The organism is Grimontia sp. NTOU-MAR1, assembly GCF_035758505.1.
GTDB classification, from domain to species: Bacteria; Pseudomonadota; Gammaproteobacteria; order Enterobacterales; family Vibrionaceae; genus Enterovibrio; species Enterovibrio marinus.
Window position 1 is genome coordinate 1,112,801 of record NZ_CP142109.1, and the last position, 23,863, is coordinate 1,136,663.

Here is a 23,863-nt window from a genome sequence, read left to right on the forward strand (position 1 = left end):
CTCAGTTTTCCAAACGCTCCGCAATCAATTCAATCCAATGTTTCACCGGCACTTGGGCTTTCGAGCCTAAGTGCAATTGGCAACCTATGTTTGCTGAGACAATCCCTTCAGGATCACCTTCACTGAGCGCTTCGACTTTGCGTTTTAACAATTGCTGACTGAGCTCTGGTTGAAACAGTGAATAGGTACCTGCTGATCCACAACAAAGATGGTCTTCCGTAGTGCGGGTTTGCTCGACACCTAATCGCCTTAATACCTCGTAATAGGTTTCCTTATTCTTCATACCGTGTTGGAGCGTGCAGGGGCAGTGAACGGCAATCTGCTCATCACTGGGTTTGAGAGGTAATTGATTGAGATCTTCAGCGAGCAGGATTTCACTCAAATCCTTGGCTTTTTCCGAAATAACCAAAGCCCTCTCTCTATAGTGAGGGGACTCGACCAGAAGTTGCGGGTATTCCTTGATGGTGACACCACAGCCCGATGCAGACATGACAATGGCTTCAGCACCATACTCGAGATAGCGCCACCAGGCATCGATGTTTCTCTTGGCTTGTTGTACGGCGCGTTCATGGTCTGAAAGGTGAAGATTGACTGCGCCACAGCAGCCCTCTTGATTCACTTCAAAAAGATCAATACCTAAGTGGCTTAGCACCGCTTTAGCCGCAGCAACCGTATTCGGCGTGGCTGTTTGCTGCACGCAGCCTCTGAAGGCAATCATGGTTCGCGTATTTTGGTTTTTCTGTGGGTAGGATTTGGGTCTTTGCTCTGGTGGAATTTGCTCTCGGAAGGTGTCTGGCATCAGAAACGTAAACTGGCGCGCCAGCTTGAACATCGCTTTGTTCCAGGAAGCATTAGGCAGGATTCGTGTGACGCCGTAACGTAGTAATTTATCACCAAATGAACGAGGGACATGCTTTTCAATGTGCTGCCGGCCAATGTCCAACAGCTGGCTGTATTCCACGCCGGAGGGGCAGGTGGTTTCACAGCTCCGACATGTCAGACATCTATCGAGATGTTTACGGGTTTTCTCTGTAGCTTCCCCGTTTTCCAGCATTTGTTTGATGAGGTAAATCCGTCCGCGCGGTCCGTCACGCTCGTCACTGAGTTCTTGGTATGTAGGGCATGTGGCATTACAGAAGCCACAGTGAACGCATCGTCGCAAGATTTCTTCAGCTTTCTTGCCGTCTAGTGTGCTTAGAAACTCATCTTTCAGTGACGTCTTCATTGGCTATTGTCTCCCTGAGCTTCAGCTTGCCCTAACCATGAATACATGCGCCCCGGATTAAACAGACAATGTGGATCAAAAGCCATTTTAAGGTTCTGATGAACGTGCATTGCTACGTCTTGCTGAGGATGAAAACACTCGCCTGTGCGCTCGAGGGGGCGATAGCAGGTAGCATGTCCTGTATGCAGAGAGGCAGTGTTAGACAGCGAGGAAAGAGGTTGTTCTGAATAGACCCATCTGACACCGCCTGCCCAATCAATCAAGGTTTCACCCCATTGCTCAAAATGCGGCGCTGAGGGTGAAACCGAGAGGCGATAAAGAGACTGAGTCGTATTGGTAAAGAAAGGGTGACGAAAATTTCTAATGGAGCGCCAGAATAAGTCCTGATTCTCCAGCACTTCTCCGCCAAGCGTCTCTACACTGCTGTTGACTGCTGAGTGGCTTCCGGAAAGGCGTATAAACAGCTGGCCAGCATACCAAGCGTTTGCAGACAAAGGATGCGCGGATACTGAAAGATCGCGCATTAGCGTGATAGCAGAAGGTGCATCACATTCAAACACCAAAGTAGTAGTACCTTCCGATTTTGGACGCACGCGCAGACTGACCTCAGTGATAATGCCGAACGCACCGAACGCCCCGGCTTGCAGTCTGGAAACATCGTAGCCAGCGACGTTTTTCATCACCTGTCCACCAAAGCGAAGATGTTCTCCGTAGCCATTGATGAGCCTTACACCTAATATGGCGTCCCTTAGCGATCCCCAGAAAGGGCGTGATGCACCGCTGATGCCCGCAGCAACAGAACCTCCGAGCGTGGCTTTGCCGTTGAAGGCTGGTGGTTCACCCACTAAGGTCTGGTTGTTTTTAGCCAGTAGGGCTTGAATCTCTGCAATGGTAGTGCCCGCACGGGCGGTGACAACCAGCTCGGTCGGGCGATAGGAAATCACGCCTGTGTGGTTTTTCAGGGAAACGGCCTGACCAACCGGCCCGCGGCCAATGAAATGTTTGGTATTGCCACCTATTAAGTTGAGCGCAGCTTTATCTGCAACGGCGTCCTGAACTTGCTCTAGCAGGTTGGAGGTGATGTCAGCCATTTGAGCTTCCCACCGTACGTTTTGATTTCTTTCCTTGAGAATGGGTAAGTGTTTTGTGCTCCTGACAATGCTTGGGCTCAGGAATGCCTTTCCCAGGATTCAGTAATCCTTCATTGTCCCACGCGGCTTTCACCCGATGGAATTGTGCTAATTCTGCGTCGTTAAACTGGTGGTGCATCTGGTTAATCTTTTCGACGCCAACGCCGTGCTCGCCAGTGATACAGCCGCCGGCTTCTACGCAAATTCTGAGTATCTCTGCGCCGAACTCTTCAGTCTTTTCAAGTTCACCTTGTACATTCGCATCAAACAAAATAAGAGGGTGCAGGTTGCCGTCTCCCGCATGGAAAACATTAGCAACACGCAAGCCATAAAAACGTGAAAGCTGGTGGATTTGATTGAGTACGTTAGCCAGTTCGCTGCGAGGAATCGTGCCGTCCATGCAGTAATAATCCGGGGAGATTCGGCCAACGGCGGGGAAAGCAGATTTGCGGCCTTTCCACATTCTTGCCCGCTCTTCTTCGCTTTCCGAGATTTTGAGTGTCGTCGCACCTGCCTGCTGTAAAATTTTCTGAGTTTGTAAAAGCTGATGATTCACATCTTCTTCGCTTCCATCAAGCTCGCAAAGAAGCAGAGCATCTGCCTCTCTTGGATAACCCGCTTTGGCAAAGTCTTCCGCGGCTGAAATCGCGTAAGCATCCATCATTTCTAAGCCAGCGGGAATGATGCCGTTGGCGATGATATCATTGACGGCATTGGCGGCGTTTTCCACTGAATCAAAACCAGCAAGGATCACGCGGGCCACTTCAGGCACGGGAAGCAAGCGCACGGTGATTTCAGTGACGATGCCCAACATGCCTTCGGAGCCGGTTATCAATGCCAGGAGGTCAAACCCGGGTAAGTCATATGCTGCCCCACCTAAAACCAGTTTTTCTCCTTCAGCAGTAACGACCAAGGCAGACACCACATTGTGGACAGTAAGGCCATATTTCAGGCAATGAACACCTCCTGCATTTTCGGCGACGTTGCCACCAATCGAGCAGGCAATTTGGGAAGAGGGGTCAGGTGCATAATACAAACCTTCTTGGCTAGCTTGTTCTGATATAGCCAAGTTTCGAACGCCGGGTTGAACCACTGCGAGCGCTGTTTCTTTGTCGATATCAAGGATGCGGTTGAGTCTGGCTAGGGAAAGCAGCAAGCCGTCGTTTAGAGGCAGAGTACCTGCAGAAAGACCGGTCCCTGCACCCCGAGCGACGACTTTGAGCTTATGCTGGTAACACAGTGAAATCACCGCCATGACTTCATCAGTGGAAGCGGGAAGGACAACACATGCAGGCATTTCGGTATAGACCGAGAGGCCGTCACATTCGTACGGACGCATGGTTTCTTCGTCGGAAATAACATACTCTTTGCCAACAATGGCTTCTAGTGCTGTGATAGTTTCCCTTTTCATGTTTTCCATCCCTGAAAACAATCCACGTCTTTTTAACAATAGGTGAGTACCTGTCTCTGCTTCCTATCCATTGAGCCTAGTGTGAGGGCCGCCGTCCAGTTTGAACTAAGAATGAGAGCGCAATTCACTTTTGCCAGGAAAAATTGGTGCCGTTTAATTCTGGAGGTAAAGGTATGGCTTGGTTTTCAGACCAATGACTTTTTAGGTGATTGGTAAACGCTTTCACTAAGCCATTGTTGATTTGGGATCGATGATAAACCAACCACAAATCCCAATTGGGTAGTGTTTGCTCTACTTCAATGGCTTCAAGGTAGGGGTCATTTTCCACCACGAAATCCGGCAACAAGCCAATGCCGGTGCCTGTGCGAATCAACTCAGCAGCGCTCATATAGCTGTCGACTTTGATTTGGCTTTGGCTCTCAGATTTTTGTTCCCCAAGCCAACGTTCAGCGGGAAGGTGCGAAAACGCGTCGTTAAGGCAAATCCAGTTTGAATGGGACGGCGAGTTTGCACCTACGCACTTCGCCAGTTGAAACTGAAAGTGGCTGAGTTTTACGCCGACAAGAGACTCATCGGGAGAGGTGGTGGCACGAATGGCGAGATCTGTGCTGGCAAGTCGTAAATCTGCATTCATCGCACTGACTTTAATATCGAACTGAATGCCGGGATTCGAGGCGGAAAGGTCCCCTACAATACGCGACAGGCTCTGTAAGGCAATATCACAGCAACTGAGTGATAGGATGCCTGCGAGGTCATCTTTCTTCTGTTTAATCCAAAACATGATGTCGTTGGCGCGATCATCCATTTCCCTGACAAAGCCACCCAGTTGCTCTCCATCTTTGGTAAATGCAATGCCATTCGAACGTCTGTGGATTAACGTGACACCGACAATATCTTCGAGACGCGAAATTCTCCTGCACACTGTGGAATGGCTGATGCTCAGTCGTCTTGATGCGCCTGATAATGATCCTTCGCAGACGACAGCGTTGTAAATTTTCAGGTCATTCCATAATGGGTCTGCATTTTTGCAATCCTGCATTGCACTAACCTCCATGTTCGAAGGCATATTTTCGACTTACAGTAATGAAACCTCAATCATCCATTGGAAGGAGCTTTGGATATGAAACTCTATGACCTTGAGCTTTCAGGCAACTGTTACAAAGTACGTTTGTTTTGTGCTTTAAATGATATTCCGCTATCTATCTACGCCGTTGATTACATGGCAGGTGAGCATAAAACGGATGCGTTTTTAAAGATAAACCCTCTCGGGCAAATCCCGGCGCTGAACGATGATGGTTTTATCGTCCGCGACTCTCAGGCAATTCTTATTTATATCGCGCAAAAACATCAGCTTTTATCCTGGTGGCCTCAGGATGCCAAAAGTCAGGGAGAGGTGATGCAATGGTTGTCTTATGCTTCCAATGAAATCGCAAGGGGCCCAAACGATGCCAGATTGCATGATCTTTTTAGCGTTGAGTTGGATGTGGGCAGTGCGAGAATCAAGGCGCTTCAGTGTGCTGAGATATTAGATGACCACTTGTCAGAGAACGATTGGCTGGTGGGTGACTCTCCGACTATTGCAGACATCGCATGTTTTCCTTACGTAGCATTGATGCATCAAGGGGGCGTGAGTGGAGAGCAATTTGAGCACGTAAACCGTTGGATGAATGCTATCAAGGGGCTCGATCGGTTTATCACCATGCCGGGTATTGAATGATGACTGCTGAGCTAAAAATCAGGGCTTTCGAACATGTTGGTATTCGGGTCTGTGATGCTCAAAGAGCGATGTCTTTTTACAAAACGCTTGGGTTTACACATGTGCAGATGTTGCCTGAGCACAACGCCTGTGAGATGGAAAACAGCGAAGGTCAGCGTATTAATCTGATATTCAGTGGCGATGAACCTTTGCTGCACGGGCACAATGTTCTTCAGGATGCTGACACGAAGTTTCCAGGCATTACCCATATTGCTTACGTGATCGACTCAATGTCTGCGTTTCTCTCTTTTTGTAAGCTAAGGGATATCAAGGTGACGGAAGGGCCGATACGCATCGGGGAAAGACGTGTGGCTTGTTTTATCCGCGACCCTGATGGCACTGTGCTGGAGTTTAATGAATTGGAAAAATGAAGGGTGACAGGCGATTGATAACATTGATATGTTACATCGTCTGGACACTTTTCAGGACCCATCATGCTTACCACGCTTTCCATTGCCAACTACCGATCCATACAGTCTCTCACTATCCCCCTCGGGCCGTTAAATCTGATCACCGGGCCGAACGGCAGTGGCAAATCGAACTTGTACAAGGCGCTTCGGTTGCTGGCGAAAACCGCATCCGGGGGAGTGGTCAACTCGCTTGCGGAAGAAGGGGGATTGCAATCGACCTTCTGGGCGGGTCCCGAAGAAATCTCTGAGGCGATGCGTTGTGGGGATGTGGACGTGGAGCCAGTGGTACGCAAAGATGTAATAAGGCTAAAACTTGGGTTCTCTAGTGAAACCTTTGGGTATACGGTTTCGCTAGGACTGCCTGAACCCCAGCAAAGTGCATTTTGTTTCGATCCCGAAATCAAGCGTGAATGCATTTTCAATGGCCCGTACTATCGTCCAGCCAGCTCTCTGGTAGAGCGAAAAGGTAACATGGTTAGAATTCGCAATGGACGTAGCTGGGAAGTGGCCTCCCAGCATATACCGAGTTATGACAGCATGTTTGATGCCCATGCTGATCCAAGCTCCGCTGCCGAAGTTTTTCATACCCGCGAAATGATTCGGAGCTGGCGGTTTTACGATCATTTCCGCACAGATGCAGATGCGCCAGCGAGAAAGCCTCAGTTAGGCACCAGAACGCCGGTGCTTCATCACGATGGAAGGGATGTTGCTGCCGCACTTCAAACCATTATCGAAATCGGTGACAGGGAAGCGCTAGACCGTGCCATCGAAGATGCATTTCCAGGTTGTAAGCTGCGTGTGGTGACTAAGGATGATGGTCGTTTTTCCATCGAATTCTACCAGAATGGCTTGTTGCGTCCCTTGAGTGGTGCCGAGCTTTCTGACGGAACATTACGATTCGTGCTTTGGGTGGCTGCATTGCTGACTCCAAGGCCACCAGCGCTAATGGTGCTCAACGAGCCTGAAACCAGCCTTCATCCTGATCTTTTGCCTGCGTTAGCGAGGTTAATCACCCATGCTTCCCAACATTCTCAGGTATGGGTGATTTCCCATGCGAACCGCTTGATCAACGCCTTGAACCAGCATCCAGATTGTCATGCCATCGAGCTGGAAAAAGTCTTGGGTCAAACCGAAGTGCAAGGTCAGGGATTGTTAGACACACCAAACTGGTACTGGCCAGATTGATGAAGGTGAATTGAAGGTGTTGCGCATCCGATTTCGTATGATATCTGCTATAAGAGCGTGATGAATCGCAAAAATATTTAGAGAAAATATTCCTTATATTTCATATAGAACTGCTCGCTGTCTAAGTTTTTGCCTAAAAAGGTATGCAATGCTGTATGTCTTGTTAAAACTTTGTGTCTATACTTATTAGGCTTTGCTGCTGTTGGCTAGGTGGACTACTTAGTGCGTTGGAGAGTCGCACTTAGTAAATACCGTAATATAAAAAAGGGATGTGATAATGCGGATTCCGTTCATCATTAAGATCATGTTTCCAATTTTGCTGCTGATGGGCTTGATGGCTAGCCCTGTTCTTTCTGCGTTATAGCTTTTGCGGAAACAATTAAACCATTGAAAAAAAACAGCCACCCAAGGGTGGCTGTTTTTTTATGCCTACTCTGTTGCTTCCAAAGAATTTGGCTTATCCAGAGGGCTGAATGCCACAGCAACTCTGAATGCTGAAGGGACGAAATAGAACGAAAGCAGGGTGGTTAGCAAAGTACCGCCGGCAATGGCGATGGCAAACGGAGGCCAGAAACCACCACCTGCGAGTATCAATGGCAGGAAGCCGCCTATCGTCGTTATGGTCGTGGAAGTAATATGTCGGCCGCAACTGCTGACAGCTTCAACAATGGCCTCTCTGTCTCCTGCTTTAGCTTTAGGGCTGGATTTGAGCTCTGCCAGAATGACTATCGAGGCGTTGATAGCCAGACCCACTAATCCCAGAAGGCCAATGATCACAGTAAAGCCGAATGGATAACCAAACACCCAAACAGAGAGTAGGCCCAGACCTGAAGCTTGAACACCCACAAGAAAAATGATTGCACTCAGGCGGAAGGAGTTGAACGAGACAACCACTACAGCGACAAGAAGCGTGATAACGATAGTGAGGTTGGCCAGTAATTGGTTAACTGAATCGTTACGCTCAGCCGATTCGCCACCAAACTCAATGCGATAACCGGGTGGTAAGCGAAGATCTGCCTGTTCCAGTTTAGCGGTAAAGGCATTCAAGGCCGTTTGCGGAAGCACACCGGCCGTAATGTAACCTTCAATCACATTGACACGTTCACCATTGCGGTGGGGTATGGCACCACGGCTAGGCTCGATCGCCAAATCTGCAATGGCGGTGATAGGCAAGTCTGCCTGGCCTTCACTACCAGCCAAAGGCAATCTCAATTTGTTCAACTCGTTGATGCTGGTACGTGAGTCATCAGCGACGCGCACCCGAACAGGAATGGACTCAGTTTCTTCGACGACGCTTCCCTGAACAATACCCGACATGGAGGCATTGAGCAGCACAGCAATATCACTGAGTGACATGCCTGTAAGTTGACTGGCTTCTTCATTCACCTTAACGGCAATCTTAGGGGTACCAGGTTGCAGGGTTTCGCGGGTGTTAATGACATCGGGTGTGGAGGCCATCAGCAAGCGAATGTTCTCACTGATATCACGAAGACGGTCAAGGTTCGGGCCATACACTCGTACTTCCAGTGGCGCATTGAAAGGAGGGCCTTGTTCAAGTTTTCTTACCAGGATCTGTGCATTCGGAAACTCTTTAGAAAGTTGTTCCTGAAGTGTTGGGATCATGTCATTGGCTGCGCGGAAATCCTCCACTTTCACCATGGCTTGCGCGAAATTAGGCGCACCACGTTGGCGTCCCATCATGTTGTAATAAAACGATGGGAAGTTCTCACCGACCACCCAGCCAACTTGCTCAACGCCATCGGTTTCTTCTAGCAGCGCTTCTATCTGTCTGGTCGTTTCCAATGTAGCGTGAATACTCGCCTGCGGGGAAAGGAACACCTGAACTTCAAACATGTCCCGGTCTGACGGTGGAAAGAATTGCTCGGTTAATTGGCCAGCCGCCCAAAACCCCGAGAAGGGAACCATAAACACGATAGGAATCGCAAACCACGGGAACCTAACCGCAGCTCGGACTGATGCGCGGAAAGCCTGACTTAACCAAGGAATGCTCAATCCTGATTGATACCAATGGTTGTGGTTTTCGCCGGAAGGCAACCAGCGAGCAGCAAAACCTGACACCAAAAAATGAGAAACGATATAGGAGCCAATCAGCGAGAAGCTAACGGTGATGGCGATTGCTCCAACAAATTCTCCGGCAGGCCCAGGCATCAGGAATATCGGTGCAAAGGCAAGAATAGTAGTGAGTGTAGAGCCTAACAGCGGTAACCAGAGGTGCTTAATGGAATTTACTGCCGCTTCCAGTCGTTTCACACCTTGTTGGCGGTAATACTGGATGGTATCTACCATGACGATGGCGTTATCGACCATGATACCGAGTGACACGATAAGTCCCGTGACTGACATCTGGTTAATTGGTAATCCGGTAAAACTCATCATGGCGAGCGTAAAAGCAGAAGCGATTGGCAGGGACAATGCGACGAGAATTGCTGAACGGAAACCCAGTGTGATGAACAGGACAATCAATACCAGCCCAAAACCCAGTAGCAGACTGTCTACTAGTTCAGAAAGACGGGTTTCTGTATATCTGGCTTGTTTGAATATAGGTTCAATGCCGATATTGGACGGTAGATCCGCTCGGAAAGCGTTAATGAGAGCGTCGGCTGATATCGTCCAGTCATCCACGCGGATGGTGTCTTGCATGCGGGCAGAAATCAGTACCGCAGGTTTACCGTCAATCAGCGCGATCTGACTCTGAGGTAATGCTTGAGCTCGTTCAACAGAAGCTACATCTTCCAGCCGGACAAGGAATCCGTTTTCATCAATCGCTACTGGCACACGTTTTACGCGATCAACAGAGTCAAGTTCACCTGACACTTCCAACTGAAAGCGGTTGAGGTCGTTGTGAAGTTCACCCGCAGCGTTTTTAGCATCTGCAGCTGATATCGAGTTTGAGATCGAAAGAGCGGATTGACCCAATACGCTGGCGGTAGCGACATCCAGCGTAACCAGAATTTCTTCGTCCGGGTCTCCAAAGGTTTCAACGAATTCAGTGCCGGGTAGATTGCGCCAACGTTTCGCGAGTTCTTTGGCATATCGACCAAGGATGAGTAGGTCGGCCTGACTTTCGTCATTCCATTGTAATGCAGTGATGTAGGTAAATGCGTTGGAATGGTCATTGTCGAAAGTCGGTTCCAGCGCGCCAGATGGCAAGTTTGGAGAAGCATCACCCAGTTTGTCACGCACTTTAGACCAAACAGGTTCAGTTTCCGTAAGTTCATCATGGAGCTCAATGGTAATGACGGAAATTCCAGGGCGGGATTGGGATTCAATCAGTTTGATTTCGTCCAACGTGCGCAGCGCATTTTCCAGCTCTTCTGTCACTAGGGCTTCTACCCGCTCCGCACTTGCACCTGGATAAGGCGTGGTTATCGTCGCCCAACGGTTGGTCAGGGCTGGATCTTCAGCGCGGGGGAGTGTAGAAAGCGCGGACAGTCCGGACACCAACAACAAAACAGTAAAAAGCACCAACAAGCGGGTGTTTTTCAGTAACTTTTCCATACTAAGTTACTCCGCTGCCAGATTCACAGATTGTCCGGATACCACGCGGTGAACGCCATCGACTAACACTTTATCGCCATTCTGAATAGCACCCGAAACATAGGCGTTATGTTCATCGGCATGCAGAACTTGCACAGAGCGGCGTGAAATCAGCTGGTTTCCAGCATCATCCGGCACGACAGCGTAGACATTCCATGTACCACGCAGTCCGTCAGTTAACCCCGAAAGTGGCATCCAAAATCCCTCTTGCGGGGTTTCGAAAGCGAATTCTAAGTAGGCAAGTTGACCATCAAGCGTATTGGCATTCTCTGGCAGCAGATAACGCAGCGTGACCGTACGGGAACGCATATCGATGGCAACACCAGGGTTGAGTAAAGTTGCTTGGTAAGTATTTGTGCCAACGCGGACCTTTGCCGAAGGGCTGGATGAGAGTACTTCGAGGTATTTAATCGGTACGCCTATACGTGCCTCTTTAAGGTCGTCTGCGAGTAATGTCAGGGTAGGGGCACCGACATTGACTACATCCCCTTGAGAAACGAATCTTTGGCTGATTTTACCGTTGTAAGGAGCATAAATAGTAGATTTTTCCTGACGGAGTCTGTTTGAAGAAAGAGAGGCTTGCAGCTGACGAACATTCGCACGCAATGCGTCGCGTTGGCTTATCAGAGAATCGATTTCGGCATCTGCACTGAAGCCTTTTTTCTTTAGTTGGCGCTGACGTTGCAGATTAGTACGGGTCAAATCTAGTTGGGCATCAAGCTGTTCCAACTGTGCATTTAATTGCTGAGCTTCGGTGTCGAGCAATTGAGTGTCGAGTTTTATCAGCGGCTGGCCCTTGGCAACAGTATCACCTTCATCAACCAATAATTTGTTTACCTTGCCACCCAGTTCGAAGCCAAGATTTGCGCTTTGACCTGCTTGCACTGTGCCCACATATTCGCGATCGACGGCGTAACCCGGGGCGAGTTCAACGGTGAGAGCTTTGACCGTTGTTATGCTATGTTCCGGCTGTGAAGCCACTTCTTCGGTATGCGAGTTGCAGGCAGTGAGTAATGTGATGCTCGCTACGATAGCGATTGAAGGGATGCACTTTTGCATGGCAAATTTCTCGTCTTCCATTACGATTATTTTTAGCAGTAGACTAGACTGTCCAGTCCAATTAGATTAAAAATAAAGCAACCAAACTAGACTGTCCAGTTTGATTTGATACTTTTTTGTACAGATTTCCAGTTAAGGAACACTGAATGACTACGCACATTTCGCAGAGAAAAGAGCAAAAGCGCCAACAAATCCTTTCGGCAGCGGTGGAGCTATTTTCCAAGCAAGGCTATGGCATCTCGATGGATGTCATTGCAGCGCATGCAAATGTCAGTAAACAAACGGTTTACGCACACTTCTGTAGTAAAGATCAGTTGTTCGAAACCTGCATCATTGAAAAATGTATATCATCTGGGTTGGAGTTGGATCTGGAACACGAATCACGTGCTGCTCATATTGTTCTTCGCGAATTTGGCTGGTTGTTCCAAACCATGTTATTAGATGAGGAAGCGCGGAATACTTTTCAGAACACAATTCGGCAGTCTAGTACCCATCCTGAAATTGCTCGCATCTTCCTAGAGCAAGGACCTATCCGGAATATCAACCGCATAAGCAATTATCTCGATTTACTGGTTAAGCGGGGAGACTTACCACTCTGCGAGAACACGGATTCTGCAGCAATGCAGCTTCTTCTTATGCTTCATGGACGCGCGGTATATTGGGCGCTTCTTGGGTTTGACTCTGGAGAGGACGCAGAGACTCGCCGTGATTACGTGTACTCTTGCGTCGATCTTTTCTTGCGAGGATATGGTTATCCAACTGATAGGTTTTAATCGCTGACCAAAAGGGTTTTATATTCGTCGAATGCGAATTGATCTGTCATGCCGCTGATATAGTCCTGTAGCAGTCTGCATCTCAAATAGAACTCCCAAAGCGTTGGATTGCTCACTGGCGCTTCTTCCATTAAGGCGACCTCATACGCCGCTACATGCTTCCTTGATAGCTTGTTGAACAACCTTCTTTCAACCGGTAGTTTGCGGCCTTCACCTCGGACGATTTTCTGGAATGTATCAGTATCCAGATCAAGGAGCGGTCGGTACTCTTCCAACAATCCACCAATGATTTTGTAACCCTGAAGTTCCAGATTCTCTACTTCCGGATCGTTGAATACATGATTGATTGCTACCTGTTTGAAGGTTTTCGCTAGTGCATGGAATTGGCTATTATCTTCAATGAGGGCCCGGTTCAGGTTGCCACTATAGACTGCAGCCAGATTATTCGTGAACTGCTCTGAAGCGTGATTGACCAGCGGATGAACCATTTCCACGCGAAGTTTGATAAAGAACTTATGAGTTGGACTAATTTCGTCGTTTTGTGCTTCACGGTAAACATTATCGAGCAGCGCATCAAAACAATGCGTGCCTTTAATTGGACGATTATCCGGTTCTAATTCGGCAAAGGTTCGCTTGAGGTGTTCGGTTAGGGTCTCAAGTGAGAGAATGCGTTTTTCTACGGCATCTTCCAAGTCTGCCAGGCAGTAGGAAATGTCATCCGCCGCTTCCATGATATAACTCAGCGGGTGGCGACAGTATTTGGCTATTTCGAGCTCATCCATCAGCGCATTCACATAGCTGTTTTCAGTAATGTAGTAGCCGACTTTCTTGGTGAGATAACTTTTATTACTTGGCACCTCATCAGCACGCTCTGTCGCAGGACGTGTATACTTCAATACTGCAGCAGCCTGGCTGTATGTGAGATTGAAACGATGAAGTGATTGTACCAGTCGAATCGCCTGTGCATTTCCATCAAAATGGCAAAGCTCATGGATGATGGGCTCCGTCGTTGTTACCGGAAGGTCTTGGAGAAGCTGCTGCATGGGTGCGAGTTGTTTAAGATATTTGGTGAACCAACGGTTTATCGCATCTTCACCACAATGCCCGAAAGGTGGATTGCCCATGTCATGCATTAAGCAAGCCATTTCCACCAAAGATTCTATTGCGCGCTCAAGTGACGAAAGGCCATAGGCGTCTTTCTCTCTATCAGACAGGCGGTCATAAATAGAATGGACAATAAAGCGCCCAACCTGTTGAACTTCCATGGAATGAGTGAGCCGGCTTCTTACTGCTGAATTACGTTCGAGCGGGAATACTTGTGTCTTTTGTTGTAGGCGGCGGATAGGCGCAGAGTTGATGATTCGCCCGCGGTCACTTTCAAGCGCCCTCTGAAGATTGGTGCCATAAGGCCTGGGTCGAGCGAGACTGACTTTCTTCCTGAAGTCGATGTGCGGCATTTATCTTCCCAACGTCGAAGCGATATATTTTCATAACCTTAGCGCTGTCTGGTTATCTTGTCGACAGACTTAGTGACAACAGAAAATTAGAAATGCCGACAGCAAATGTGCCAGCAGAGGACCCTGGGAAGTCAAAACATTAAAGGCAGGTACTAGAAAAACGCTCAAAAAGCTGAGACGAGAATGATCACACCGACGGAAAAGCCAAACATAAACACCGAAAAACCTGCTTTATACTGATTCCTTCGTTTTGTAGATAGCGTCATAATCACATCCGTATTGTTGCATGTTCAGAATACATAGCAATTCGAATGCCAACTCTCTATCCTTTAATGTCAACGGGTTAGAAAGACTCTGGTATAAATGAAAAGTCTAGGTTAGTAAATTTTGCCAATGGTTGGCAAAAAGAATTGGAGTAGGAAACTGTGATTCAGGGTATTCATCACGTTGCTTTGATTGCCAGTAATATTGAGGTTTCTAAGCAATTTTATCGAGATGTAATGGGATTTGATATTATTGCCGAGCATTATCGTGAAGAGCGGGATTCATGGAAAGTGGATATGTTGCTTCCTGATGGTCGACAGCTAGAGATGTTCTCATTTCCCGGCAGTCCTGAGCGTCTTTCTTTCCCAGAGTCGCTGGGGCTTCGTCATCTTGCTTTTCAAACTCAGGATATTGATGCAGTCATCTCTCATCTGCAAACGCATGGAATCGTGTGTGAACCCGTGCGGGTTGATCCTTATACTCAATCTCGCTTTACCTTCTTTCAGGATCCAGATGGGCTTCCACTGGAACTCTATGAGGTGACTCAAAAGTGATGCAAATCGTGAGATGAATTTTAAGCGTTTATAAAATAAGACAAATTTTTCTCATTCTCGTCCGTACTATATCCCAGCATCTATTTACCTTTGTTGGTTGAATTTTGTTATAGCGGAACCTTTCGGGCAGCGTTTGTGGTAAATTTTTGCTGCGTTATCAGCTTCTCATGTAGGCTAGCTATATATCAAAGCCTCTGCCTTGCATAAAATCCCCACAAACTGCTACAAAAATCATCACTAAAGGACAACAGACCCTAGGGGCTGTTGATCTTTGGTGGTTAAATTTTGTTCTAGCCCTAAGCGTTTTAGGCGCGGCGAGGTGTGTGCCGCCTAGTTATTCTAAGCAAATACACCTCAACAAAGCATAAAACGCTTGGGGCAGAACCCTTCGGGCAGCGTTTGTGGGAAATTTCTGCTGCGTTATCGGCTTCTCATGTAGGCTAACTACATATCGAAGCCTCTGCCTTGCATAAAATCCCCACAAACTGCTGCAAAAATCATCACCAAAGATCAACAGCCCCTAGCGATTCACTCAGGTTGTTTAGGTATAAGTGTCAGTCCCGGGTGAAAGGGCCCCTTTATTGGGTACACAAGATTTTCCCTAAGGTGAGTATCCAAATTACGGATATTTCTGAGCTGGGAATGGGTTTCACTTCGGAGTGGAAATTGGAAGAGGGAATTGGTCAATTGAAAGTAAACTCTCTGCCAAAACTCCGCGTGGAAATTCGTCACAAAGGTGAAGTGAGAATAGGAGGTCGTCTGCGTTATCGTTACGGCTCGGCGTTGCGCCGTAAACTACATTCTGTCCAACTGTCCCAAATCAAACGCGCAGCATGAGACCAGAGCTTTTTAGGGCGATGGGCTATTTTTGGTGTTCATCGATAGATTTTCCCTTCTACTCGAACCGTTTCCGGTACTGTTTGTACATGTGTTCCCCTGATATACAAATCACCCCCTACCTTTAAATCTGGCGGTAGTGTTTTTATCCGCGTATTGCCCAGATAAAGGTTACCTTCCACATTTAATCGCCCCGGAAGGACAGTGATTGGCGCGTCGACCAAACTCAAATCACCATTCACCTTAAATCCTGCGGGCAATACCGTAACTTTTGATCCTGTCAGGTTGATGTAACCACCGACTTCAATCTTTGGGAATTTCGTTAACATTGAATTTGAGGCGTTTACATAACCTTTCACCGTCAATCCATCGGGTAAATGCTTTATCTTGCTTCCCTTTATGTCCAGAAACCCTTCCACTTCAAAGGGTTCAGGTAGTTCTGTCAGCGGTGAATGGTTTAATCTGACGTTACCATAGTTATCAATGTACCCATGAAGTTTCAATGTATCGACGAAATGCGGCTTTTTCTTTCCCATGGCGTGAACAGATTGAAACGAAAAAGAGATAGTGAGTAAGATGGCTTGAATAATTAAGCATCGGCTAATTTTCGATTTTTTGGGCATATTTGCTCATAGGAAAAAGGATATAAACACCATAACTATATACGAAAACAAGATTACTTTTTCTAGAATTATAGACTTCTTTCAACATGATATAACAAGCTGATACCGATAATTTTGTTTATAGAAGGTTATAAATTTAACATTTTGAAATTCATCGAGCCAATTAACACTGTTAATACTGCTATTACTCGGTGTTTTTGTTAATGGACTCAAGATCCCATTTTGAAAATTTAATACTTATGCTTCATGGGGTTGATGATGAATATAAGCATGGAATTTTGAAACTGGTGATTAACAAAGAGAGGTGAGACGGATGCTATTGTACATTGCATTTATCTGGCGAATGTTAATGGCTGGTAAAAGTCGACTTTATTTATGGGGGGTGTTGATTTCGGTTTTCTAGACACTACAATACCCGGAAAATTTTCGCAGAAATAGCATATTTACTCGCTCTTTTTTAAATCGCACTCTCGATAGTTTCGTCGCGACAAAGGGCAATGGTATTTTATTGACCCTCATTCAGTGAACTAAATGAAGCAATTATCAAAGAACAAGTCTTTCTTACATTGGCTCAATCCGTATCGGTTTGAGGCGGTGACGCGATCGCTCCGTGCGATGCGCGATGGGATGTTGTGGTTGGTCCCATGTCTAATAGTGTCAAGCATCCTGGGGTTTGTGGCGAGTATGCTCGAATTCCTTAATGTGGATGCACCTATTTTTATACATGAACTCAATCTTCTAAGATTGTCACTGACCTCTCTTTATCCTTACCTTTTTGCAGCATCAATCAGTATGATGCTCGCGATTCAGTGGCGATTACCTCGGCCTCCTATTGCCGTGCTCTGTATTTCTTACGTAGCTGTTGCCGAGAAGGTATTGGCTTATGAATATCAGGCAAGCTCAATCCTTTTGACCTTTGTGGGTCTGACACTGCCAATCTACGCCGTACCTTTGCTCTCTAAAATGAAAAAGCAAAAGTGGGCACGTATTGTCGAGAACGAAGTAGCGGGTAAGCTCGTTAAAGACTCAATGAACCTCATCATTCCTGGCGTAATCACGACAGGCGTCGTAGTGGTCATGACTAAGCTGTTGACCCTGACAAGCCTTTATTTTGATTCTGCTGCTTTCCTACAGGCGTTTGACCCGGTCAATGAACCGTATACCGTCGGTGCTTTGTTCTCGTCGCTAAACTCGTTGCTGTGGCTTTTCGGCATCCATGGCTACTATGCGCTGACACCTTTGGTTCAGCCTTTGATCGATGTACTAGACGTTAATCGAGTGCTTTTCAACGCAGGAGACATGCCCTCGAATGCAATGAACATTTCGACGCTTTCGTCGTTTGTTTTCATTGGTGGTTCAGGTGCTACTCTAGGTTTGGCACTGGCTATTCTGGCGTTTTCAAAAGACAAAGTGATGCGTGTTATTGGGCTTTCCAGCATTCCGCTCAGCTTTTTCAACATCAACGAAATTTTGATGTTTGGTCTGCCTATTATCTTTAATCTGCGCCTTTTCATTCCATTTGTTCTTGCACCACTGGTAAATATGGGTATTGCTCTGACCGTGCTTTCAGCAGGACTCGTTGCCATTCCAGTTGTAATGGCGCCCATTACCAGCCCACTTATCCTGAATGCGTTTATTTCGACGGGCGGTGATTACAACGCTGTGATCTTGCAGGTCGCCTTGGTGATCTTGAGCACCTTGATTTACATCCCGTTTGTTCGCTTATTGGATGCACGCGCAAAGACGCGAGATTTGTACATTCCTTCATTGGACACCACCTTTACCCGCCGCGAAGAAGAAGCCTACGTGTTGGCTGTCGACCCCGTGACGGAATCGCTACAAAAAGTGCGAGAAATTCAAGGCGTACAAATGCAATTAGAAGCATTCGCGACCCGTGAGTTTTACTTAGAATACCAGCCGCAGATTTCCAGCCACACTGGACAGGTAACTGCGGTTGAAGCGCTCATTCGACTATGTGACAGTATGGGTAATGTTGAAGCCCCGGGTAAATTCCTTTCAGTGTTTGAGAAGGCAAATCTGATGACGGATATCGATTTGTGGGTGGTTCGACAGTCGGTGGCTCAGAGTAAGATCTGGATGGAACAGAAGTTCTATATGCCAATCAGTGTGAATATCACTAGCCACACTCTGACCAACCAAGGTGCGATGGAGGATATATTGTCTTTGATTGCACAGGTGCCAGGTTTAATTCATTTCGAAATCACGGAAGAGTCCTTGATTGATAATCCCGCCTTGGTGGAGGACGCTATTTCTCGTCTGCATATGGCAGGATCAACGGTTCATATCGATGACTTTGGTACAGGATACAGTTCATTGAGTTACCTAAACCGCTTTGATATTGATGCGATGAAAATCGACCGAAGCTTTGTGCTTGCGCTCAACAGCGAACGTGGCAAGCAGGTCTTCCACAGCCTGGCGGGTATCGCCAAGCAACTTGGTATGAATATCATCGTAGAAGGCGTTGAGACCAAAGAGCAGCTTGATATTGTTTCCCGGGAAACAGATGTAGTGATCCAAGGCTGGTATTACAGCAAAGCGATTTCAGCGTCTGAAGTGCGTAATTATGCATTTAGCCGGCAGGCGATGAGCAATGTTCCTCAATCACGAACCAGTTGTGAAATGGCTTAATACTGAATCCAGTGTTACCAATACAAATTAAGAGAGTGTCAGTCGCTCTCTTAATTTTTGTTGCCTAATGCTTCATCCAGCGCTTTCAATAGCCGTTCACCCGGTTGACCTGCCAACTCGACATACCTGGCCCTTATTGGTGCAGCATACTTTTTAAACGCGTTTTGTTGGGCTCGGGTTAGGGTGATGAAGGTCATACTGGGCTTAAACTCCTTGATCTTGGCGAGTTGAGCTTTATTCAACGCTTGCTGCTTTTCAAAGATGAAGTCGCTCATTTCTTCAAAGGTATCTCGAAGCAGCATTTTGTGTTCTGCAGATAGAGACAAATACCAGGCCTGATTGGCAATTACTGATGTGGTGAACTTCTGTTTCCCGGGCCAAATCATGTATTCAGTCACTTCGTAAAACTTCATCTCTTCAATGGAGAAAACCGGATTACTCTGTCCATTAACAATATTGGCTTGCAGTGCACCGTAAACCTGAGAGTAGGGCAGAGGGATGGTATCCGCGCCATATACACGAAATGATTCAATCACCAGAGGCGAGTTCATCACTCGCATTCGAAAATCTTTAAAATCGTCAGGCTTGACGATTTCTGTATCGGTTGACCACACCATGTCACCTTCAAGATAGAAAGTCATCAGGCGTAAATCCTGATCAATGAGTGCATTGCCGACAACTTCATACAGTGTGGAGTTATTGGTCAGAACCGATTGGTTGAGTTTGTCGTCTTGGGAGAAGATATAAGGGATGTTGAAAACCTGCATTTCCGGCACTAGGCTGCCAATGATACCGACTGAAGCATGAGTCATTTGCAATGTCCCTAGTGAAGTCAGCGCGGTGAGATCTTCAGATTCCCCCAATGTGCCATAGGAATAAATGTCCACGGTCACTTGTCCCGCTGACTTTTCTTCTATGCGCCGTTTGAACTCTTTCGCGTAGATGTCCTGCACTGAACCATCAATTTCTTCTAGGCCAAATCGCCACACCAACCGTTCTTCTTCACTTGTTGCCAAAACGGGTAATGACAGTAAAAAGGTGAGTGTCACCATAAACAGTCTCAGCAGATAGCGCATTTTCACCTCGTTTCGGTATGTGGACCTAGGGTCTGTTGACCTTTGGCGATGATTTTTGCAGCAGTTTGTGGGGATTTTATGCAAGGCAGAGGCTTCGATGTGAAGCTAGCCTACATGAGAAGCTGATAACGCAGCAGAAATTCCCCACACACGCTGCCCGAAGGGTTCTGCTCTAAGCGTTTTATGCTTTGTTGAGGTGTATTTGCTTAGAATGACTAGGCGGCACACACCTTGCCGCGCCTAAAACGCTTATAGCTAGAACAAAATTTAACCACCAAAGGTCAACAGACTCTAGTTAATTGTTAATGCAAATAGATATGTTTCATCAGTTTAGTCCTTGAGATTCAGGGAGAAAAAGTGATGCCTTGGGAACTTCCTTTATGAAATAAAAAAGTTGCGGACTGTGTTTGTGCAATGGGCACCAATGTGAGCGTAAAAAGCTGTATTGTCATGGAGTTAGCTGGCTGATTCACCCATGATGGGAATGGGATAATTCTCGATAAGAATAAAGTCGACAGATCCTAAACCACGCCACGAAGTCTTTTTGCGGTAGTCCCGTGAGCGGGACAGAAAATGGTGGTGACTTATTATCGAATAAGGAAATTCATCATGCACAAACCAATGATGCTCACGGCCATTGCGCTGAGCGTAGCAACAGCACTGCCAGCTTGGGCAGTTGACTGTACCTCCTTGCCAACCTGGGAAAATACTGCTGTATATAATGGCGGTGATCAGGTGGCACATACCGGCGAAGCTTACAAAGCCAAATGGTGGACGACAGGCAAGAACCCTGCTGAAAACTCAGGCCCATGGCAAGAGTGGGAAGCACTTGGTCAATGTTCTACTGGCGGCAATCAACCACCTGTCATCGAGCTGAATTCTCCTTTGAATAACTCCAACTTTGTTACCGGCGATGTGATCAATCTTTCAGCGACTGCCTCCGACAGTGATGGCTCGGTGTCGGATGTTGAATTCTTCGTCGGCGCAAACAGTGTTGGTGTTGTTACAGCGCCTCCTTTCTCTTTAGAGTGGGTTGCAAAACAGGGACAGGCGACTGTCCGTGCTGTTGTCACGGACAATGAGGGCGCGAAGTCTGAGCAAAGCGCGAGTATTACGGTTGAGGATCCTGTCTTTGGTATTCCACCTACCGCGCAGCTGACTAACCCGACTGCGAGTTCGCAACTGAAAGCTGGTGAAACCGTTGCTCTGACAGCAACTGCAGAAGATTCCGATGGCGCAGTTACGCTCGTAGAATTCTATGTCGACAACAAACTTGTCGGTTCAGATGATGTTGCACCGTTTGAAACCCCTTGGCTTGCTACGGAAGGCAACCACAGTTTCAATGCTAAAGCGACTGACAATGATGGCTTGCAGGCTTGGGCAGGTGATGTCTCAGTCAATGTCGCTGGCAATAGTGTTGGTGGTGGTTGTGCTGGCGTACCAACTTACAGCGCTGGCACCAGCTATGCAGTTGGCGATATTGTTCAAAATGCGAACTACAAATACCAATGTGACGTGGCAGGATGGTGTTCATCAGATGCGGCTTGGGCATATGAGCCAAATACCGGCGCTCACTGGCAAGACGCTTGGACTGAGCTGGGTATCTGCGCCATCGTTCCTACCGTGACTTTCACTTCTCCGTCGGATAATGCAACTCTGCTTGCAGGTGAGACGGTTTCCCTTGCTGTTGATGCCGTTGATTCTGATGGCAGCGTAACTGGCGTGGAGTTCTTCGTGGCAGGTCAAAGCATTGCCGTTGATAATGCCGCGCCTTATGCCGTTGATTGGGCGGTTACGGGCTTAGGCGAAGTGAGCATCAGCGCAGTTGCCACTGACAACGAAGGTAACACAGGTAATGCCGGTATTCTTGTGAACGTTAGTGACCAGCCGTTGGTGGCAAGTTTGACTTCCCCAGCCGCGGGCATCTCTGTCGGTCTGGGCAAATCTGTCTTGTTGGAAGCAGAGGCAAGCGCGCTTAATGGCACCGTGACTAAGGTTGATTTCGTTGTGGATGGGGCGATTGTAGCCACTGATTCAACGGCGCCATACAGCGCAAGCTGGACACCAGGGGCTGTAGGCAGTTACGCCGTTTCTGCTCTGGCGACTGATAGCAATGGCCTGACTGCATCAACCGCAGCTGTTACGCTGAAAGTGTTCGAGCAATCGGCGAAAAAACATCAGCTGATTGGTTACTGGCACAACTTCGTGAACGGTGCTGGCTGTCCGCTCAACCTCAGTGAAATGTCAGATGCGTGGGATATTATTGATATCGCCTTCGCAGAGAACGATCGCAACAGTGACGGGACTGTCCACTTCAATCTATATAACGGTGACATTCGCAGCACTTGTCCTCCGCTTGATCCGATGAAGTTCAAGCAAGACATGGCTGCGTTGCAGGCGAAAGGAAAAATTTTCGTTCTGTCACTCGGTGGTGCGGAAGGGACGATCACGCTGAATACTGATGCGGATGAAGCTAACTTCGTTTCGAGCCTGACAGCGATTGTGAAAGAGTGGGGTTTTGATGGTCTGGATATCGATCTGGAAAGTGGCTCTAACCTTGTTCATGGGTCGCAAATTCAGGCGCGTTTGCCACGTGCATTGAAGCAGATTGAAGCCAACATGGGTGGCGACATGTACCTGACGATGGCACCGGAACACCCTTATGTTCATGGTGGTATGGTGGCGTACAGCGGTATTTGGGGCGCTTACATTCCACTGATTGACGAGCTACGCGATACCTTGGACCTGCTGCATGTTCAGCTTTACAACAATGGTGGTCTGCCGAATCCGTATCTTTCAGGCGCTGCACCGGAAGGTTCAGTAGACATGATGGTTGCACAATCCAAAATGCTGATTGAAGGTTTTGAATTGGCAAACGGGACTGTGTTTGCGCCACTTCGTGATGATCAGATTGCGATTGGTCTACCATCAGGCCCAAGCTCGGCGAACTCAGGTCAGGCTCCTACCCAGAACATTCTCGATGCGCTGGACTGTGTGACTAAAGGAATGGGTTGTGGAACGGTAAAACCAGCGTTCAACTACCCGAATTTTGGCGGTGTAATGACGTGGTCGATCAACTGGGACAAGCATGATGGTTTTAACTTCTCTGGCCCTGTAGGCGAAAAGTTAAACACCATGAATGCAGGGGAATAGCATCAAACTGAGAAGCGGGAAGAGATTTTCCCGCTTTTTTGATTAAAATTTTACTTATGAGACAGCGGTATCATAAAACACCTTCATAGACTTGCTTAACGATCACAAGCAGTAACGGTGTTATGCACGTTCAAATTTCAAATAAAGCGATTCGCGGACTTTCCTTCCTTTTTGCACGGCTGCCTTCAGCTGAGAAATGGCTCCACTTTACGACGTTAAGCTGGGTACTCTTTCAGCTGTTAACATCTGCTGGTATGCACGTCATCAATGAATCTACTGTTTACCACCTCACCCTCATTGACCATGTTCATATGTACGGTGGTGTGGGGCTACTTCTCTTTTCGATGGTTTTCTTTGTCACTGTAATTAACCGCCGACCAATCACTGATTTGTATCCTTGGCTATTTGGGAACATTAAACGCATAAAGGCTGACATACGGATTATGAAGTCGGGCCGTCTACCTTCTCCAAAGCCCGGTGGGTTGGCGGCGGCGGTTGAAGGCTTGGGTTTGTTGGCATTGATTTTGGCAGCAGTGACTGGCGCAATATGGGCGATTGCCATGTTAAATGAAAACCCATTGAGCCCAGACTTTTTAGCGATCCATAAAATTTCAGTCACTGCGATAGAAGCCTATGTCTGGGGGCATGGCTTATTTGCTCTTTTCCATCTCATCTTGTGGTGGCGTCGCGGAAAACGCGCCAGGTCACATTTGTCTTATAAATGAGATAAATGAGTTAGCCTC

18 protein-coding genes are annotated in these 23,863 nt (G+C 47.5%); 9 read left to right on the forward strand and 9 right to left on the reverse strand.

Going from position 1 to position 23,863, the window contains the following annotated elements; translation table 11 throughout:
* Position 1: 1 nt before the first annotated feature.
* The 4 genes from glcF to VP504_RS22965 form a co-directional block, all read right to left on the reverse strand.
* A complete protein-coding gene (gene glcF, locus VP504_RS22950; protein WP_325894367.1) occupies positions 2–1,225 on the reverse strand; it encodes a glycolate oxidase subunit GlcF in 1,224 nt (407 codons plus the stop codon).
* A complete protein-coding gene (gene glcE / locus VP504_RS22955; protein WP_325894368.1) occupies positions 1,222–2,316 on the reverse strand; it encodes a glycolate oxidase subunit GlcE in 1,095 nt (364 codons plus the stop codon). Before glcE ends, glcF begins: the two co-directional genes overlap by 4 nt.
* Positions 2,309–3,766, reverse strand: coding sequence for an FAD-linked oxidase C-terminal domain-containing protein (locus VP504_RS22960; RefSeq protein ID WP_325894369.1), 1,458 nt, complete (start codon positions 3,764–3,766; stop codon positions 2,309–2,311). Before VP504_RS22960 ends, glcE begins: the two co-directional genes overlap by 8 nt.
* A 124-nt stretch (positions 3,767–3,890) precedes the next feature.
* The gene (locus VP504_RS22965; RefSeq protein ID WP_325894370.1) at positions 3,891–4,805 is read right to left on the reverse strand and encodes a LysR family transcriptional regulator; all 915 of its coding nucleotides are present in this window, start codon (positions 4,803–4,805) and stop codon (positions 3,891–3,893) included.
* 81 nt (positions 4,806–4,886) lie between these two features.
* On the opposite strand from VP504_RS22965, the gene VP504_RS22970 reads away from it, so the two are divergent.
* The 3 genes from VP504_RS22970 to VP504_RS22980 all read left to right on the forward strand — a co-directional run bounded on the left by VP504_RS22970 (position 4,887) and on the right by VP504_RS22980 (position 7,117).
* Entirely contained in the window at positions 4,887–5,483 is a 597-nt protein-coding gene (locus VP504_RS22970; RefSeq protein WP_325894371.1) for a glutathione S-transferase family protein, read from the forward strand.
* Positions 5,480–5,893, forward strand: a complete 414-nt coding sequence (locus VP504_RS22975; protein ID WP_325894372.1) for a VOC family protein — start codon at positions 5,480–5,482, stop codon at positions 5,891–5,893. Before VP504_RS22970 ends, VP504_RS22975 begins: the two co-directional genes overlap by 4 nt.
* Before the next feature lie 63 nt (positions 5,894–5,956).
* Positions 5,957–7,117 (forward strand): AAA family ATPase, encoded by a 1,161-nt coding sequence (locus VP504_RS22980; RefSeq protein WP_325894373.1) that lies wholly within the window; start codon positions 5,957–5,959, stop codon positions 7,115–7,117.
* Between the two features lie 429 nt (positions 7,118–7,546).
* Here the strand turns inward: VP504_RS22980 and VP504_RS22985 are convergent, their stop codons facing one another.
* Positions 7,547–10,636, reverse strand: a complete 3,090-nt coding sequence (locus VP504_RS22985; RefSeq protein WP_325894374.1) for an efflux RND transporter permease subunit — start codon at positions 10,634–10,636, stop codon at positions 7,547–7,549.
* Between the two features lie 6 nt (positions 10,637–10,642).
* Positions 10,643–11,734 carry an efflux RND transporter periplasmic adaptor subunit gene (locus VP504_RS22990; RefSeq protein ID WP_325894375.1) on the reverse strand — a complete coding sequence of 364 codons (1,092 nt, stop codon included), beginning with the start codon at positions 11,732–11,734 and terminating at the stop codon, positions 10,643–10,645.
* A 146-nt stretch (positions 11,735–11,880) separates the two neighbouring features.
* Between VP504_RS22990 and VP504_RS22995 the strand changes: the two genes are divergently transcribed.
* Positions 11,881–12,507 carry a TetR/AcrR family transcriptional regulator gene (locus VP504_RS22995; protein ID WP_325894376.1) on the forward strand — a complete coding sequence of 209 codons (627 nt, stop codon included), beginning with the start codon at positions 11,881–11,883 and terminating at the stop codon, positions 12,505–12,507.
* Here VP504_RS22995 and dgt read toward each other — a convergent pair.
* The gene (gene dgt / locus VP504_RS23000; protein WP_325894377.1) at positions 12,504–13,964 is read right to left on the reverse strand and encodes a dGTPase; all 1,461 of its coding nucleotides are present in this window, start codon (positions 13,962–13,964) and stop codon (positions 12,504–12,506) included. The genes VP504_RS22995 and dgt overlap by 4 nt on opposite strands.
* A 425-nt stretch (positions 13,965–14,389) precedes the next feature.
* On the opposite strand from dgt, the gene gloA2 reads away from it, so the two are divergent.
* On the forward strand, positions 14,390–14,782 hold the full coding sequence (gene gloA2, locus VP504_RS23005) for an SMU1112c/YaeR family gloxylase I-like metalloprotein (protein WP_325894378.1): 393 nt from the start codon (positions 14,390–14,392) through the stop codon (positions 14,780–14,782).
* A 606-nt stretch (positions 14,783–15,388) separates the two neighbouring features.
* Complete coding sequence (locus VP504_RS23010; RefSeq protein WP_325894379.1) at positions 15,389–15,619, forward strand: hypothetical protein; 231 nt, start codon at positions 15,389–15,391, stop codon at positions 15,617–15,619.
* Positions 15,620–15,657: 38 nt separating this feature from the next.
* Here the strand turns inward: VP504_RS23010 and VP504_RS23015 are convergent, their stop codons facing one another.
* Positions 15,658–16,242: a hypothetical protein gene (locus VP504_RS23015; protein ID WP_325894380.1), complete on the reverse strand. Its 585-nt coding sequence runs from the start codon at positions 16,240–16,242 to the stop codon at positions 15,658–15,660.
* A gap of 531 nt (positions 16,243–16,773) precedes the next feature.
* Between VP504_RS23015 and VP504_RS23020 the strand changes: the two genes are divergently transcribed.
* The gene (locus tag VP504_RS23020) at positions 16,774–18,891 is read left to right on the forward strand and encodes a PTS sugar transporter subunit IIC/EAL domain-containing protein (protein ID WP_325894381.1); all 2,118 of its coding nucleotides are present in this window, start codon (positions 16,774–16,776) and stop codon (positions 18,889–18,891) included.
* Between the two features lie 50 nt (positions 18,892–18,941).
* Here VP504_RS23020 and dctP read toward each other — a convergent pair whose 3' ends face one another.
* Complete coding sequence (gene dctP / locus VP504_RS23025; protein ID WP_442788933.1) at positions 18,942–19,943, reverse strand: TRAP transporter substrate-binding protein DctP; 1,002 nt, start codon at positions 19,941–19,943, stop codon at positions 18,942–18,944.
* A 633-nt stretch (positions 19,944–20,576) separates the two neighbouring features.
* Here dctP and VP504_RS23030 point away from each other — a divergent pair.
* Together VP504_RS23030 and VP504_RS23035 are read left to right on the forward strand one after the other, a co-directional pair.
* The gene (locus VP504_RS23030) at positions 20,577–23,120 is read left to right on the forward strand and encodes an Ig-like domain-containing protein (RefSeq protein ID WP_325894383.1); all 2,544 of its coding nucleotides are present in this window, start codon (positions 20,577–20,579) and stop codon (positions 23,118–23,120) included.
* A gap of 122 nt (positions 23,121–23,242) precedes the next feature.
* Entirely contained in the window at positions 23,243–23,845 is a 603-nt protein-coding gene (locus VP504_RS23035) for a hypothetical protein (RefSeq protein WP_325894384.1), read from the forward strand.
* Positions 23,846–23,863 lie beyond the last annotated feature (18 nt).